This window comes from Mesorhizobium sp. C277A (assembly GCF_040324395.1).
Lineage (GTDB): Bacteria > Pseudomonadota > Alphaproteobacteria > Rhizobiales > Rhizobiaceae > Mesorhizobium.
In genome coordinates this window covers 5,399,558-5,413,104 of sequence record NZ_JAMYVW010000002.1, presented here as the reverse complement: position 1 = coordinate 5,413,104, position 13,547 = coordinate 5,399,558, and the positions used below count along the sequence as shown (strand labels likewise).

The window sequence follows — 13,547 nt, the reverse complement described above, 5'->3', positions numbered from 1 at the left end:
GGAATACCAATGACAATCCATATGAAATCAACCATCGCCGCCGCGCTGATGCTCGCCGGCCTCGGCTTCGCCTCCCAGGCCAATGCCGACGCCGTCGACGACATCACCAAGGCCGGCGCCATCAATGTCGGCATCTTCTCCGACTTTCCGCCCTTCTCCTCGGCCAGCGCCGATATGAGCATCAAGGGCTATGACGTCGACGTCGCGCAGGCGATCGCCGATTCACTCAAGGTGAAGCTCAATCTGGTCAGCGTCACCGGCCAGAACCGCATCCCGTATCTCACCGACAAGCGCGTCGATATCCTGATGAGCGTCGGCTATTCCAAGGAGCGCGAGGAGGTGATCGATTTCGCCGCCGCCTATGCGCCCTACTACATCGCCGTCATCGGTCCAGCAGCGCTTTCGATCAAAGGCAAGGAAGATCTCGCCGACAAGTCGATCGCCGTCAATCGCGGCACGCTGGAGGATACGTCGCTGACCGAAGCGGCGCCGTCATCGGCCGACATCAAGCGCTTCGACAACTACAATTCCGTCATCCAGGCCTTCATCTCCGGCCAGACCCAGCTGATGGTGGTCGGCAATGATGTCGGCGCGCAGGTGCTGGCCAAGCAGGACGCGCTGAAGCCGGAGCAGAAGTTCCAGCTTTTGACCTCGCCTTCGCATATCGGCCTCAACAAGAAAGAGGACCGGCTGAAGACGGCGGTCAATGATGCGGTTGCCAAGATGCTGGCCAACGGCAAGCTCGACGAGAGCTCGAAGGCCTGGCTGAAGACGCCGCTCAATCCCGACAACCTCAAGGATTGAGTTCTCGTGGCCTTTGCCTGGCTCCCAGGTGCTGTGGGCGACATCGCGCGCGGCGCGGCCACGACGATCCTGTTGATCGTCGTGACCACGCTCGTGGGCACGCTGCTCAGCATCCTGGGCGCTGCCGGCCGGCGCAACGGCCCGGTATTCGTGAAGCGCGCCATCGCGGTCTATGTCGAGGTGATGCGCAACACGCCGTTCCTGGTGCAGCTGTTCTTCATCTTCTTCGGCCTGCCCAGCCTCGGCATAAGGCTCGATCCGATCCTGGCCGCCATGCTGGCAATGACGCTCAACATGGCGGCCTACACGATTGAAATCGTCGGCGCCGGTCTCGATGCCGTGCCCGGCGGACAGACGGAAGCCGCCTTGGCACTCGGGCTTCGGCCACGCCAGGTGTTTGTCAAGATCGTGCTGCCGCAGGCGCTCAAGGTGATCTATCCGGCGCTGACCAGCCAGATCGTCATCATGATGCTGGAATCGGCCGTGGTGTCGCAGATCGCCGTGCGCGAGCTGACCTATGAGGCCGACATGCTGCAAGCCCGCACCTTCCGGTCCTTCGAAACCTATTTCGTCGTGACCCTGGTCTACCTCGTCCTGTCCATGGCCTTGCGCCGGCTGCTGGTCACAGGCGGGCGCCGCGTGTTGGGGGCAGGTGTCACATGATCGAATTCACCTTCTGGGACATCGTTCGCAATCTGCTGCTCGCCGCCCGCTGGACGGTGCTGTTGTCGCTGGCGGCCTTTGTCGGCGGCGCGCTGGTCGGGCTGATCGTGCTGTTCTTCAGGATCGCAGAGAATAAATGGAGCCGGCGCATCGCTTCCGGCTACATCGCCCTGTTCCAGGGAACGCCGCTGTTGATGCAGCTGTTCCTGATGTTCTTCGGCCTGCCGATGCTCGGCCTGCGCATCGAACCATGGACGGCAGCGGTGCTCGGCCTGACCTTCTTCGCCAGCGCCTATCTGGCCGAGATCTGGCGCAGCGGCGTCGATGCGCTGCCGCGCGGGCAGTGGGACGCCGGTGCCAGCCTAGGCCTGCACCGTCTGCAGGAGCTCAGGCTGATCATCCTGCCGCAGGCGTTCTCGATCACTAGGGCGCCGATCGTCGGCTTCCTGGTGCAGTTGATCAAATCGACGGCGCTGACCTCGATCATCGGCTTCGAGGAGCTGGTCAGAACCTCCAACGCCATCAACAACGCCACCTTCGAACCGTTCAAGGTCTACGGGCTGGTGGCGCTGATCTTCTTCGTCATGTGCTTTCCACTGACGCAATACGCCCGTACGCTCGAACAACGAGCGGCGGCCCACTGACGCCAGGCGGCGACAGTGCGTGAAGGGAACCTGCCGGAATAGAACGGCATCAACTGAGGAGAAACCAGATGAACAGACTGATTGGAAAATCCCTGACACGGCGCGGCGTGCTTGGTGCGGGCCTCGCTACAGCCGGCGTGCTCGCCATGCCGTCGATCCTGCGCGCGCAGGACAAGTCGCTGAAGGTCGGCGTCTATGGCGGCTATTTCAAGAAATCCTTTGACGAGCACGTCTTCCCCGATTTTACCAAGGCCACCGGCATTGCAGTGGAATCGGTCGCCGAGCCGACCGGCGAAGCCTGGCTGGTGCAGCTCGAACAGGCGTCCAAGGCAGGCCAGGCGCCGGCCGACCTTTCGATGATGTCGCAGACCTCGACGCTGAAGGGCCAGTCGACCGAATTATGGACGCCGCTCGATACGTCGAAGTTCAAGCACTACAACGACCTCTTGCCGCGCTTCGTCAACAAATATCCGGATGGCCGGGTCGCCGGCATCGGCGCCGTCGCCTGGTGGATCACGCTGGTCTCCAACACCGACGTCTACAAGGATGCGCCGACCTCATGGGAGACGCTGTGGGACAAGGCCAATGAGGACAAGCTTGGCCTTCTGGCACTTGCCTCGAACTCGTTCCTGCTCGAAGTGACGGCAAAGACCTTCATGGGCGGCACCAATGCGCTCGACACCGAGGACGGACTGAACAAGGCATTCGAAAAGCTCGCCGAGCTCAAGCCGAATGTCCGGCTGTGGTATCGCGACGAGGCGCAGTTCGAGCAGGCGCTGAAGTCGGGCGAGATCCCGATGGGCCAGTATTATCACGACGTCACCGGCCTCGCGGTCGCCGACGGCTTCCATGTCCGCTCGACCTTCCCGAAGGAAGGCGGCATCCAGGATTCCGGCAATTGGGTGCTGTCGCGCGCCTCGACCAAGGTCGACGAGGCGCATGCATTCATCGACTATATGAGCCAGCCGTCGATGCAGGGTCTGATGTCGCGCAAGGTCGGCACCACGCCTACGCTGAAGAAGGAGGTGCTCGACCTCAAGCCGGAAGAGTTCGCCGCGGTGTCGTCGGATATCGATCCGATCATCCCGCGCTACGACCTCTATACATCGAAGGCCGACTGGATCAACCAGAAGTGGACCGAGCTGATCGTCGGCTGAGCCGTTCGATCCGTCTGAACCACAGCGGCCGCCGGCATAGTCCGGCGGCCCCTTAGCAAACCCTCCAAGGGATGAGCATGTCCGGACTAGACATCAACGCCGTCACCAAAAAATTCGGCAACTTCGCCGCCGTCGACAATGTCCAGCTCAACGTGCCGCATGGCACGTTCGTGTGTCTGCTCGGCCCGTCGGGCTGCGGCAAGACCACGCTGCTGCGCATGATTGCCGGACTGGAGGAGCCGACCAGCGGCGCCATCGTGCTCGACGGCGAGGACATCACGCCTTTGCCGACGCACAAGCGCAATCTCGGCATGGTGTTCCAGTCGCTGGCGCTGTTTCCGCATCTCTCCGTCGGCGACAACATCGCCTATGCGCTGCGCATTCGCGGCGCCTCGAAGGAGGAGCAGAAGAAACGCGTCGACGAGTTGCTGGGCCTCATCCATCTGACCGGCTTTGCCGACCGTCCGGTGGCCAAACTGTCGGGCGGTCAGCGCCAGCGCGTGGCAATTGCGCGGGCCTTGGCGCTGTCGCCGAAACTGTTCCTGCTCGACGAGCCGCTGTCGGCGCTCGACGCCAAATTGCGCGAGGCCATGCAGGTGGAACTGCGCCAGTTGCAGCAGCGGTTGGGCATCACCACCATCGTCGTCACCCACGACCAGCGCGAAGCCATGACCATGGCCGACCTGGTCGTCGTCATGGGCCACGGCAGAATCCTGCAGGCGGCGCCGCCGATCGAGATCTACCGCAAGCCGGCCGACGCCTTCGTCGCCGACTTCATCGGCATCACCAATCTGCTGCCGGCCGAGATCGACAGCACCGGGCGCACCACCATTCTGGGCACAGCCATTCCAGGTCTTGCCATGCCGGCGGGTCAGACCAAAGCGTCTGTTTCGGTCCGCCCGGAGGACGTGCATCTGGGCAGCCCCGGCGGCTCGGCCATTACCGGCGAGGTGAGTTTCGTTCGCGATCTCGGCGGCACCATCGAGACCTTCGTCGACGTCGGCGGCACCAGCATCATTGCGGTGACGACGCCGCGCGAGCGGCATGACGTGCCGGTCGGCGCCAAGGTCGGGGTCACGCTGCCACCGGCAAGCTGCGTGGTGCTCGGCGCATGAGACGCGAAGCCCCGAAGTCCATAGCCGACTACACGCCACTGTTCTTTCCGGCGCTGATGCTGATCGTCTTCTTCGTCGTGCCCTTCTCGACGATGATCGCGGTGAGCTTCTTCAAGCGCAACCCGTCCGGTTTCTACACGCCGGACTTCGTGTTCGACAATTACGCCCGCTTCCTGTCGGTGTTCTTCGGCGGCGTGCTCGGCTTTTCGCTGATGCTGGCGGTGCTGGTCGCCGTCTGCTGCGTGACCATCGCCTTCCCCTTCACCTACCTCCTGACCCGCCGGCCGCGCCGCGTGCAGACGCTGTGGCTGGTCGGCCTGTTGTCGGTGCTGTCGCTGTCGGAAGTCATTATCGGCTTTGCCTGGTCGACGCTGTTTTCGCGCACGGCGGGCATCACCAATCTGTTCGTGGCGATCGGGCTGATGGACAAGCCGGTGGCGCTGCTGCCGACCTTCGGCGCGGTGCTGACCGGCATGGTTTACCAGGCGCTGCCCTATACGATCCTGGTGCTTTACCCCGCTTTGGTCCGCCTCGATCCGACTCTGTTAGAGGCCGCGCGCACGCTCGGCGCCTCGCCTATCCGCGCCTTCTTCAACGTCGTCGCGCCGGCGCTGCGCAACACCATCGTGGCGACGCTGATCATGGTCTTCGTGTTTGCGCTCGGCTCCTACCTGCTGCCGCAGATTCTCGGACGGCCGCAACACTGGACGCTGTCCGTGCTGATCACCGACCAGGCGATCTACCAGTCCAACATGCCGTTCGCAGCCGCAATGGCGGTGTTCCTGGTGCTGATCTCGCTGGCGCTGGTCGGACTGACGCTGCTCGTCGGACGCCGCGAGAATGCACTATGACCGCGACCTTGCTGCGCCGTGTCTATTTCACCATCGTCGCTTTGTTCCTGGCGGCGCCGCTGATCGTGGTGGCCGGGGTTTCGGTCAACTCGCGGCAGGAACTCAGCTTCCCGCCGGTCGGTTTCTCGCTCGCCTGGTACGCCCAGATCTTCACCGATCCGGAATGGCGGCTGGCGCTGATCCATTCGGTGACGCTGGCCGTCTGTTCGGCGGCGATCGCTGTTGCGGTGGCGCTGCCGCTGGCCTGGTTCCTATGGCGGCGCATCGCGCCATGGGCAAACATCTTTCAGGTGCTGGGGCTTGCCCCCTTCATCCTGCCGCCGGTCATCACCGCGCTCGGCTTCCTCTCCTTCTGGGCGACGGTCGGGCTGTTCGGCCAGTTCTTCACCGCCATCATCAGCCACGCCATCTTCTTCGTGACGCTGCCGCTGGTGACGCTGTCGCTGGGCTTTGCCTCGATCGACCGCTCGCTGGTAGAGGCCGCCGCCACCATGGGCGCCGACGACCGCACGGTGCTGAAGACCGTGGTGCTGCCGCTGATCCTGCCCTACCTCGTCTCGGGCTACGCCTTCGCCTTCGTCTTGTCGCTCAACGAATACATCGTCGCCTACATGACGATCGGCTTCACCACCGAGACGCTGCCCATCAAGATCTTCAACGCGCTGCGCTATGGCTACACGCCGACCATGGCTTCGGTCTCGGTGTTCTTCGTGGCGGTGGCGGCACTGGTGTTCGGCTCGATCGCCAGGTTCGGCGATATACGCCGGCTGCTCGGCGCGATGTCGTCGGACGGGAGCTGAGCGCAGCCACGCCAAACGAGAACGGCCGCCGAACCCGGCGGCCGTTTTGCTTTTAATGGCTGAAGACGAGCGGCGGCGCGATCCGATCCCGCCGCAGCCAGCGCGCGAGCAGCAGCACCGCCACCACGGCCAGACCTGACGCCAGGCCGATCCAAATGCCGACGCCGTGCAGGCCGAAATGGAAGGCGAGCAGCACGCCGAGCGGCAGGCCGATGCCCCAATAGCCGATCGCGGCATAGATCATCGGCACCTTGGTGTCGTGCAGGCCGCGCAGCATGCCGGCGGCAACGGCCTGCGCGCCGTCGAAGATCTGGAACAGCGCCGCAAAGGCAAGGAACGACACGGCCAGCGCGATCACCCTGGCATTGGCCGGATCGGTCATGTCGATGAAGGCGCCGATCAACAGATGCGGCCACAGCACCATCACCAGCGCCATCAGCGCCATGGACGAGACGCCGATGACGAAGGCGGTCCAGCCAGCGCGCGAAACGCCTGCCGGATTGCCGGCGCCATGCGCCAGCCCGACACGCACGGTGACCGCCTGGTTGAGGCCGAGCGGCACCATGAAGGAGATCGAGGCGATCTGGATGGCGATGGCGTGCGCGGCGAGCGAATCCGCATCGATCAGGCCCATCAGCAGGGCTGCGGCGTTGAAGATCGTCACCTCGAAGGCGAGGATGCCGGCGATCGGCATGCCGAGCCGCACCAGACCCTTGAAGCGCGGCCAGTCGGAGCGCCAGAAGCGGCCGAACAGGCGGTAGCGGCGGAACTTCTTCTCCAGCATCACCACGGCTGCCAGGCCGCAGAACATCAGCGTGCTCGACAGCGTGGTCGCCAGCCCCGAACCGGCAATGCCCATCGAGGTGACGCCGAGATTGCCGAACATGAACACCCAGTTGAAAAAGGCGTTGCAGGCGACGGCGACGAAAACGATGACCAACGCCCAGCCTGGCCGCTCCAGCGCCGAGATGAACGAGCGCAGCACGATATAGCCGTAGAACGGCAGCACCGCCCATTCCAGCCAGCGCAGATAGATGCCGGCCTGGTGGGCGAGCGCCGGCTCCTGGCCCATGGCCAGCAGAATGGCCTCGCCATGCCACAGCACGATCCAGATCGGGATCGAGATCAGGATCGCCAGCCACAGGCCCTGGCGCACGGTACGGCGCAAATCGCGCACCGAATAGCGCCGGCGGCCAAGCTCGGTGGCGATCATCGGCGAGGTCGCCAGCATCAGGCCGAGGCCGAAGATCAGCGGCATGAAATAGAGATTGGCGCCAAGCGCGCCGCTGGCCAGCGTGTCCGCGCCCAGACGCCCCATCATCATGACGTCGGTGGCGGTCATCGCGGTCTGGCCGAGATTGGTCAGCACCATCGGCCAGGCCAGCGCCAGCGTCGCCCTGATTTCCTGACGCCAAAGATTTTCCGGCGCACGAGCGCCGGCTTCGATCGCAGACATTGTCCTGCTCTTTCCGATTGCGGCGCGTCGGCAACGAGGCCGGAAGCCGCACTTCCAAACGGCAAAACCTTCGGTTTCGCAGCGTTTGCGTCGTTCTATTGGACGAAATGCGGCATGAAGGCAAGGGAGGACGGGCAGCCGGCGATTGAGCCAGAGGCGGGAACCCTCCTATCCGGCTGCCCTTATTTGTTTTACGCAATTCCGGACGGAAAACCGTTACACACTTTTCCTGGAATTGCTCTAGATCAGCCGATGCTTTCGCCGCCGTCGATCACCAGTGCCTGGCCGGTCATGAAGGATGAGCGGTCGGAGACGAGGAACAGGATCGCTTCGGCGATCTCTTCGGCGCTCGCCCAGCGGCCCATCGGAATCTTGGTGCGGACATAGGTCTCGATCGCCTCGCGTCCGCCCATCTGGGCGATGAACGGCTCGTTGAAGGGCGTGTCGACCCAACCGGGGCAGAGCGCGTTGACGCGCACATTGTGCCGGGCATAGTCGAGCGACATCTGCCTGGTCATCGCCACAACCGCATGTTTGGAGGTGGCATAGGCGATCATTTCGCGATCGTAGAACACGCCGGAATTCGAGGCCGTGTTGAGGATGACGCCGCCGCCTTGCGCGACCATTGCCGGCATGACCAGCCGCGCGGCCAGGAACTGCGCCCGTACATTGATGCGCCAGGACGCATCCATACCATCGACTTCGACCTCGGTCAGCGTGCCGCCGACCTGGATGCCGGCGTGATTGTGCAGAATGTCGATGCGGCCATTTTTGCCGAGAGTGCCTGTGATGAGCTGCCCTACCGCCGCGTCGTCAGAGACGTCGGTGACAATGGCCTCGGCCTGCCCGCCAGCCGCGCGGATACTCGCCGCTGTCGCCTCGCCGCTGGTCTTATCCCGGTCGGCGATGACCACCAGCGCGCCTTCCCTGGCCATGATCATGGCGCCGGCGCGGCCGATGCCGGAACCGGCGCCCGTCACCACGGCGATGCGGTCTTTGAGGAGCATGAATTTGTCTTTCAGCTGGATGGCTTGTTCAGTTTGACGGCTGGCGCTGGCGCAGCTGCCATTGGGCAAGCACCACCAGAAGAACCGAGGCGACGAGCACGATGGTGGCGATGGCGTTGATTTCCGGCGTCACGCCGCGCCGGATCGAGGCGAAGACATAGATCGGCAGCGTCGTCTGCGCGCCGGCGACGAAGAAGGCGACGATGAAATCGTCGAAGGAGAAGGTGAAGGCGAGCAGGAAGCCGGCGATCACCGCCGGCATGATCTGCGGCAGCACGATCGAGCGAAACGTCGTCAGCGGCGTGGCGTAGAGATCGCTCGAGGCCTCGACCAGGTTGCGGTCGAGGCTGGCGAGACGCGTGCCGACGATTATCGTCACCAACGCCATCGAAAACAGGCCGTGGGCGGCGATGATCGATCCATAGCCGAGCGACAGGCGCGGCGGCTGGTCGTTTGGCCAGATCGAGGCGAGGAACGGGTTGAGCACGCCAAACAGCTGGACCAGCGCGACGAGCGTCGAGATGCCGATGACGACGCCGGGAACGACGATCGCGGCACCCATCAGCGCGTCGAAGACGGCGCGGGTTCTGAGCCCGACCCGCGCCAGGCCGAGTGCGGCTGCCGTGCCGCACACCGCCGCCAGAAGGGCGCTGGTGGTGGCGATGAACAGGCTGTTCTTCAACGCCTCGACTAGGAACGGGTTCGACAGCGCCGTGCCGTACCACTGCACCGAAAAGCCGGTGAACTCGCTGGCATGGCGGCCGGCGTTGAAGGAAAACAGCACGACCAACGCGATCGGCAGATAGAGGAAGGCGAAGACGGCTGTGACGAAGGCGCGCATCAGATCAGATCCACCCTGCGGGCGCCCGACACCCGTGTCGAAATGCGGTTTGCCGCGATCAGCACCACCACCGAAACCGCCACCAGCGTGATGGCGATGGCCGATCCGAACGGCCAGTTGCGCGACTGCAGGAACAGGTCGACCAGCGCGTTGCCGATGAAGAACACCTTGCCGCCGCCAAGCAGGGTCGGGATCAGGTATTCGCCAAGCAGCAGGATCATGACCAGCGAGAAACCTGTCATCACGCCCGGCAGCGACAGCTTCAGGGTGACACCCAGAAAGGTCGAGAGCGGCGTCGCGCCGAGATCGGCGGAGGCCTCCAGCAGCCTTCGGTCGAGCCGCTCGAGACTGACATAGATCGGCAGGATCATGAGGGGCAAATAGCCGTAGACGATACCGAGCAGCACGGCGCCCGGCGTGTTGATCAACCTGACATCCTCGATGCCGACAAAGGCCAGCAGTGCGGGAATGCCGCGTCCGCCCAGAATGTACATCCAGGCATAGGTGCGCATCAAAAGGCTGGTCCAGAACGGAATGACGACGAGCGCAAGCAGGATCAGTCGCCAGCGTTGCGGCGCCTTCAGGGCGAGATAGTAGGCAACCGGGTAGGCGACGAGCAGGCAGGCAAGCGCGCCCACAGGCGCCAGCATCATCGTGTTCCAGAAGGCGGTCGCCCTTGCCGGGAGATTGGCGTATTGCGCCAGCGTGAAGGTGGCCTGATAGCCGCCCTCCGGCGCCCGCTCGCCGACGCTGAACACGGCAATGGCGATGAACGGCAACACCAAAAACACCACCAGCCACGCTGTAGCCGGAGCGAGCAGCAGCGCTGTCAGGATGTTATACCGAAATCTGTTGCCGTGCATGGAAACCGCCCCGATGCCGGCGGACATAGGCCCGCCGGTTTTCCGTTTGCGTCAGGCCAGCCTCAAGCCGACTTGAAGCGCGCCATCAGTTCGGCGCGGCCGGGGTCGGTCAGCGTCGCCGCCGCACCAAACTCCAGCGGTGTCAACAGGTCGGCCGCCGGGTAAAGGATCGGATTGTCGAGCACTTCCTTGGGCAGCAGTTTGTTGACCCGCGCGTCGGTCGAGGGCGCGCCATTGGCGAGATGCTCCTTCACAGCAACCTCCGGGGTCATCAGATAATTGAGCAAGGCATAGCCGGCCGGCTTGTTCGGCGCGTCCTTCGGGATGGCGTAGAAATCGGTCCAGATTTCCCCGCCCTCCTTGCCCAGCACGTAGGCGATCTCCGGGATATCGCGATGCAACTGCGCGCCGTCATTCGTCCAGCACATGGTCATCCAGGCGTCGCCCGCCCGCATGCCCGGCTGGTAGTCGGACGAGACCGCGAACAGATGCGGCTTGACCTTGAGCAGCAGCTCCTCGGCCTTGGCGAGCTCGTCCTGCTTCAGCGAGTTGAAGGAATAACCGTAATATTTCAGCGCGTTGCCGATGGTGGTCAGCTGGTAGTCATGCACCATGGTGCGGCCATCACCCTCAGCCATGGCGACGTCCCAGAATTCCTTCCAGCTGGTCATCGGCTTGGCCAGCTTCTTGGTGTTGACGGCAAAGCCCGTGGTGCCCCAGTTCTTCGGCACCGCGTAGGTCGTGCCGTCGATCGTGCCTTCCGAGGTGAAGCGCGGGTCCTCCTGGGAGCCGTCGAAATTCGGCAGCTTGGCCATGTCGAGCGGATCGATGATGCCGAGTTTCTTGTAGGTCGAGATCGTGTAGTTGGTCGGCACGAACAGGCTCCAGCCCGAGGCGCCGGCCTGCAGCTTGGCAAGCATCTCCTCATTGGAGCCGAAGACGTTGACCTCGACGGCGACGCCGGTGTCCTTCTTGAAATTCTCGAAGGTCTGCGGGTCGTGATAGTTCGGCCAGGTGGCGATCGACATGCGGTCGCCGAGGTTTTCGGCGGCGAAGGCCGGCGTCGGCATGATGCCGAGCTCGCGCGCCATCACCGCGGTTGCGATGCCAAGGCCGGTGAGGCCGAGGAAGTCGCGGCGGCCGATCGAGCCGCGCTTCAGGCGCATCAGCTGGTCGACGAAGTTCTCAGGGCTAATCGGCAGTCCGTCACGATATGATTTCGACATTTTTTGCTACCCTCTGGTTGGTCCCGTTGTTCTTGGTCTCCGGAAACGCCAGCGGCGTCCCGGAGGCAAAGCCGATGGCGACGGGTTCACCCGGCTTGAAGAGGTTGCCATGGCCGATCACATGGTCGGCCTTGGCCAGCAGCGTTCCGATGCCCTGCACCTCGATGGCGTATTCCGCCGTCGAGCCCAAGAAGATCCGGTTGCGTACGATGCCCTTGAAAGGGCTGCCTTTGGTGGCGCCGAGGCTTAGCGATTCAGGACGCAGGCTAACAGAAACGGTCTCGCCCTGCTGCAAGGCGGTTCGTTTGCGCGCGGCAATGACGGTTCCGTCCGCCAGCGCCACATTGACAAGATCGCCTGTATGCCCGGCAACCTTGCCGCTCAACAGATTGGTCTTGCCGACGAAGTCGGCGACGAACAGGTCGGCCGGCTCGTCATAGATCTCGCTTGGTTGCCCGAGCTGTACGATGCGGCCGCCGTTCATGACGCAGACGAAGTCGCTCATCGACAGCGCTTCCTCCTGGTCGTGGGTGACCAGCACGAAGGTGATGCCGATCTCGCGCTGCAGGTTCTGCAGCTCGATCTGCATGTCGGTGCGCAGCTTTTTGTCGAGCGCTGCCAGCGGCTCGTCGAGCAAAAGCACAGCCGGCTTGTTGACCAGTGCGCGCGCCAGCGCGACGCGCTGCTGCTGGCCGCCGGAGAGTTCGTGGATCTTGCGGCGGCCATAGCCGGCGAGCCGCACCATTTCGAGCGCCTCGCCGGCGCGCCGGCCGATTTCCTGCGACGATAGGCGTGGCCGTGCCTGGCGCAACCCGTAGGATACATTGGCTTCCACATCGAGATGCGGAAACAGCGCGTATTGCTGGAACACCATGTTGACCGGGCGGCGATAGGGCGGCGTGCCGGCCATGTCTTGGCCGCGGATGAACACCTGGCCTTCGCTCGGCTGCTCGAAGCCGCCGATCATGCGCAGGCATGTGGTCTTGCCGCAGCCGGACGGTCCGAGGAGGGCGACAAAGGCGGAGGGCCGCACAGCCAGATCGATGCCGCTGACAGCGGTCACGGCGCCATAGCGCTTGGTGACGCCGCGAAACTCGATGTCGGGCACTGCGGTCAAAGTGCTGGCTCCAGCAACAGGGCTACTCCAGGACGCTACCAGAGCCAATGGCGGCTAGTATATACCTCGCTGGTGGTATATCTGATCTATTTTCTCGTTTAAGGGGGTATAGTTTGAGTGTGTCCCGCAGCGACGAATACAGCCGGCTCGCAGCCCTTGTCGCGGCGACACGAGAGACGAGCGGCGGCCTGTTCGGCCAGGCAATGGTCGATTGGCTGAGGCAGCATGTCAGCTTCGACCACTGCGTGATCTTCGGCTATCGCGGCGCCTCGCGACCGCCGCTGCTGTTCGAAACCTTCTCGCCGGACGAGAGCCATGTCTTCGTCACGCTCTATCAAGAAGGACCCTATCTGCTCGACCCGTTTCATCATGCGGCGGTGGAGCGTAAGGAGGGTTTTTGGCGCATGCGCGAACTGGCGCCCGACCGCTTCTATGCCAGCGAGTATTTTCGCACCTATTACAGCCAGACAAGGCTCGCCGAAGAAGTCGGCTTCTTTGTGCCGCTGCCCGGCAAGGATGCGCTGGTGCTGTCGCTGATGCGATTGCAGGCTTCGGGGCCCTTCGGCACCGCCCATGCCAGGCTGCTGCGCGACATGGCGCCGGCGGTCATCAACTTCGCCCGGTTGCGCTGGCCCACACTTTCGGCCGAGGAGCAGGACGAAGCGGAGCAGGGCGAGACGATCGCCGCCGTCAACGAGTTCGACCGCGCCCACATTTGGGAAAGCCTGTCGCTGACCCCGCGCGAAAAGCATGTCGTCGATCTGGTGCTGCAGGGGCATTCCACCGAGTCGATCGCAAGAGCCATGCGCATCGTGCCGGGAACGGTGAAGGTCCATCGCCGCAACATCCACCGCAAACTCGGCATCAAATCCCAGGCCGGGCTGTTCCCCCGCTTCATCGAGATCATCGAGAGCCGGCGTTGAAATCGCTGAGGCAGACATCGTTCACTTGCGGGCAACAGACTGCTACGGATTACCCGAAACCAGTCGCTTCCTCATACGCC

At 63.6% G+C, this 13,547-nt stretch carries 14 protein-coding genes; 8 read left to right on the top strand and 6 right to left on the bottom strand.

The window, feature by feature from the left end:
* Nucleotides 1-9 precede the first annotated feature (9 nt).
* From NKK52_RS26810 to NKK52_RS26780, 7 genes are all read left to right on the top strand, one after another.
* The gene (locus NKK52_RS26810; protein ID WP_023683570.1) at nucleotides 10-804 is read left to right on the top strand and encodes a transporter substrate-binding domain-containing protein; all 795 of its coding nucleotides are present in this window, start codon (nucleotides 10-12) and stop codon (nucleotides 802-804) included.
* Between the two features lie 6 nt (nucleotides 805-810).
* Nucleotides 811-1,467: an amino acid ABC transporter permease gene (locus NKK52_RS26805; RefSeq protein ID WP_023683571.1), complete on the top strand. Its 657-nt coding sequence runs from the start codon at nucleotides 811-813 to the stop codon at nucleotides 1,465-1,467.
* Nucleotides 1,464-2,111: an amino acid ABC transporter permease gene (locus NKK52_RS26800; RefSeq protein ID WP_023683572.1), complete on the top strand. Its 648-nt coding sequence runs from the start codon at nucleotides 1,464-1,466 to the stop codon at nucleotides 2,109-2,111. Before NKK52_RS26805 ends, NKK52_RS26800 begins: the two co-directional genes overlap by 4 nt.
* A 68-nt stretch (nucleotides 2,112-2,179) precedes the next feature.
* Nucleotides 2,180-3,268, top strand: a complete 1,089-nt coding sequence (locus NKK52_RS26795; RefSeq protein ID WP_023671275.1) for an ABC transporter substrate-binding protein — start codon at nucleotides 2,180-2,182, stop codon at nucleotides 3,266-3,268.
* 77 nt (nucleotides 3,269-3,345) lie between these two features.
* Nucleotides 3,346-4,383, top strand: coding sequence for an ABC transporter ATP-binding protein (locus NKK52_RS26790; protein WP_023671274.1), 1,038 nt, complete (start codon nucleotides 3,346-3,348; stop codon nucleotides 4,381-4,383).
* The gene (locus tag NKK52_RS26785; protein ID WP_023683573.1) at nucleotides 4,380-5,234 is read left to right on the top strand and encodes an ABC transporter permease; all 855 of its coding nucleotides are present in this window, start codon (nucleotides 4,380-4,382) and stop codon (nucleotides 5,232-5,234) included. Before NKK52_RS26790 ends, NKK52_RS26785 begins: the two co-directional genes overlap by 4 nt.
* Complete coding sequence (locus tag NKK52_RS26780; RefSeq protein ID WP_023671272.1) at nucleotides 5,231-6,034, top strand: ABC transporter permease; 804 nt, start codon at nucleotides 5,231-5,233, stop codon at nucleotides 6,032-6,034. The genes NKK52_RS26785 and NKK52_RS26780 overlap by 4 nt, the downstream gene beginning before the upstream one ends.
* Before the next feature lie 52 nt (nucleotides 6,035-6,086).
* On the opposite strand, the gene NKK52_RS26775 is transcribed toward NKK52_RS26780, so the two are convergent.
* The 6 genes from NKK52_RS26775 to NKK52_RS26750 form a co-directional block, all read right to left on the bottom strand.
* A complete protein-coding gene (locus tag NKK52_RS26775) occupies nucleotides 6,087-7,490 on the bottom strand; it encodes an MATE family efflux transporter (protein WP_023683574.1) in 1,404 nt (467 codons plus the stop codon).
* Nucleotides 7,491-7,735: 245 nt separating this feature from the next.
* Nucleotides 7,736-8,497 carry an SDR family NAD(P)-dependent oxidoreductase gene (locus NKK52_RS26770; RefSeq protein ID WP_023683575.1) on the bottom strand — a complete coding sequence of 254 codons (762 nt, stop codon included), beginning with the start codon at nucleotides 8,495-8,497 and terminating at the stop codon, nucleotides 7,736-7,738.
* 28 nt (nucleotides 8,498-8,525) lie between these two features.
* Complete coding sequence (locus NKK52_RS26765) at nucleotides 8,526-9,338, bottom strand: ABC transporter permease (protein WP_023683576.1); 813 nt, start codon at nucleotides 9,336-9,338, stop codon at nucleotides 8,526-8,528.
* Nucleotides 9,338-10,201, bottom strand: coding sequence for an ABC transporter permease (locus NKK52_RS26760; protein ID WP_023683577.1), 864 nt, complete (start codon nucleotides 10,199-10,201; stop codon nucleotides 9,338-9,340). The genes NKK52_RS26765 and NKK52_RS26760 overlap by 1 nt, the downstream gene beginning before the upstream one ends.
* A 62-nt stretch (nucleotides 10,202-10,263) precedes the next feature.
* Complete coding sequence (locus tag NKK52_RS26755; RefSeq protein ID WP_023683578.1) at nucleotides 10,264-11,427, bottom strand: ABC transporter substrate-binding protein; 1,164 nt, start codon at nucleotides 11,425-11,427, stop codon at nucleotides 10,264-10,266.
* Nucleotides 11,408-12,544 (bottom strand): ABC transporter ATP-binding protein, encoded by a 1,137-nt coding sequence (locus tag NKK52_RS26750; protein ID WP_023683579.1) that lies wholly within the window; start codon nucleotides 12,542-12,544, stop codon nucleotides 11,408-11,410. The genes NKK52_RS26755 and NKK52_RS26750 overlap by 20 nt, the downstream gene beginning before the upstream one ends.
* Nucleotides 12,545-12,663: 119 nt before the next feature.
* Between NKK52_RS26750 and NKK52_RS26745 the strand changes: the two genes are divergently transcribed.
* Nucleotides 12,664-13,467, top strand: a complete 804-nt coding sequence (locus NKK52_RS26745) for a helix-turn-helix transcriptional regulator (protein ID WP_084633980.1) — start codon at nucleotides 12,664-12,666, stop codon at nucleotides 13,465-13,467.
* Nucleotides 13,468-13,547: the final 80 nt, after the last annotated feature.

Bases quoted from the DNA above. Each gene is read 5' to 3' on its own strand.
- NKK52_RS26795 (WP_023671275.1), top strand. From the start codon at position 2,180: ATGAACAGACTGATTGGAAAATCCCTGACACGGCGCGGCGTGCTTGGT.
- NKK52_RS26810 (WP_023683570.1), top strand. From the start codon at position 10: ATGACAATCCATATGAAATCAACCATCGCCGCCGCGCTGATGCTCGCC.
- NKK52_RS26780 (WP_023671272.1), top strand. From the start codon at position 5,231: ATGACCGCGACCTTGCTGCGCCGTGTCTATTTCACCATCGTCGCTTTG.
- NKK52_RS26760 (WP_023683577.1), bottom strand. From the start codon at position 10,201: ATGCACGGCAACAGATTTCGGTATAACATCCTGACAGCGCTGCTGCTC.
- NKK52_RS26790 (WP_023671274.1), top strand. From the start codon at position 3,346: ATGTCCGGACTAGACATCAACGCCGTCACCAAAAAATTCGGCAACTTC.
- NKK52_RS26800 (WP_023683572.1), top strand. From the start codon at position 1,464: ATGATCGAATTCACCTTCTGGGACATCGTTCGCAATCTGCTGCTCGCC.
- NKK52_RS26775 (WP_023683574.1), bottom strand. From the start codon at position 7,490: ATGTCTGCGATCGAAGCCGGCGCTCGTGCGCCGGAAAATCTTTGGCGT.
- NKK52_RS26765 (WP_023683576.1), bottom strand. From the start codon at position 9,338: ATGCGCGCCTTCGTCACAGCCGTCTTCGCCTTCCTCTATCTGCCGATC.
- NKK52_RS26755 (WP_023683578.1), bottom strand. From the start codon at position 11,427: ATGTCGAAATCATATCGTGACGGACTGCCGATTAGCCCTGAGAACTTC.
- NKK52_RS26785 (WP_023683573.1), top strand. From the start codon at position 4,380: ATGAGACGCGAAGCCCCGAAGTCCATAGCCGACTACACGCCACTGTTC.
- NKK52_RS26770 (WP_023683575.1), bottom strand. From the start codon at position 8,497: ATGCTCCTCAAAGACCGCATCGCCGTGGTGACGGGCGCCGGTTCCGGC.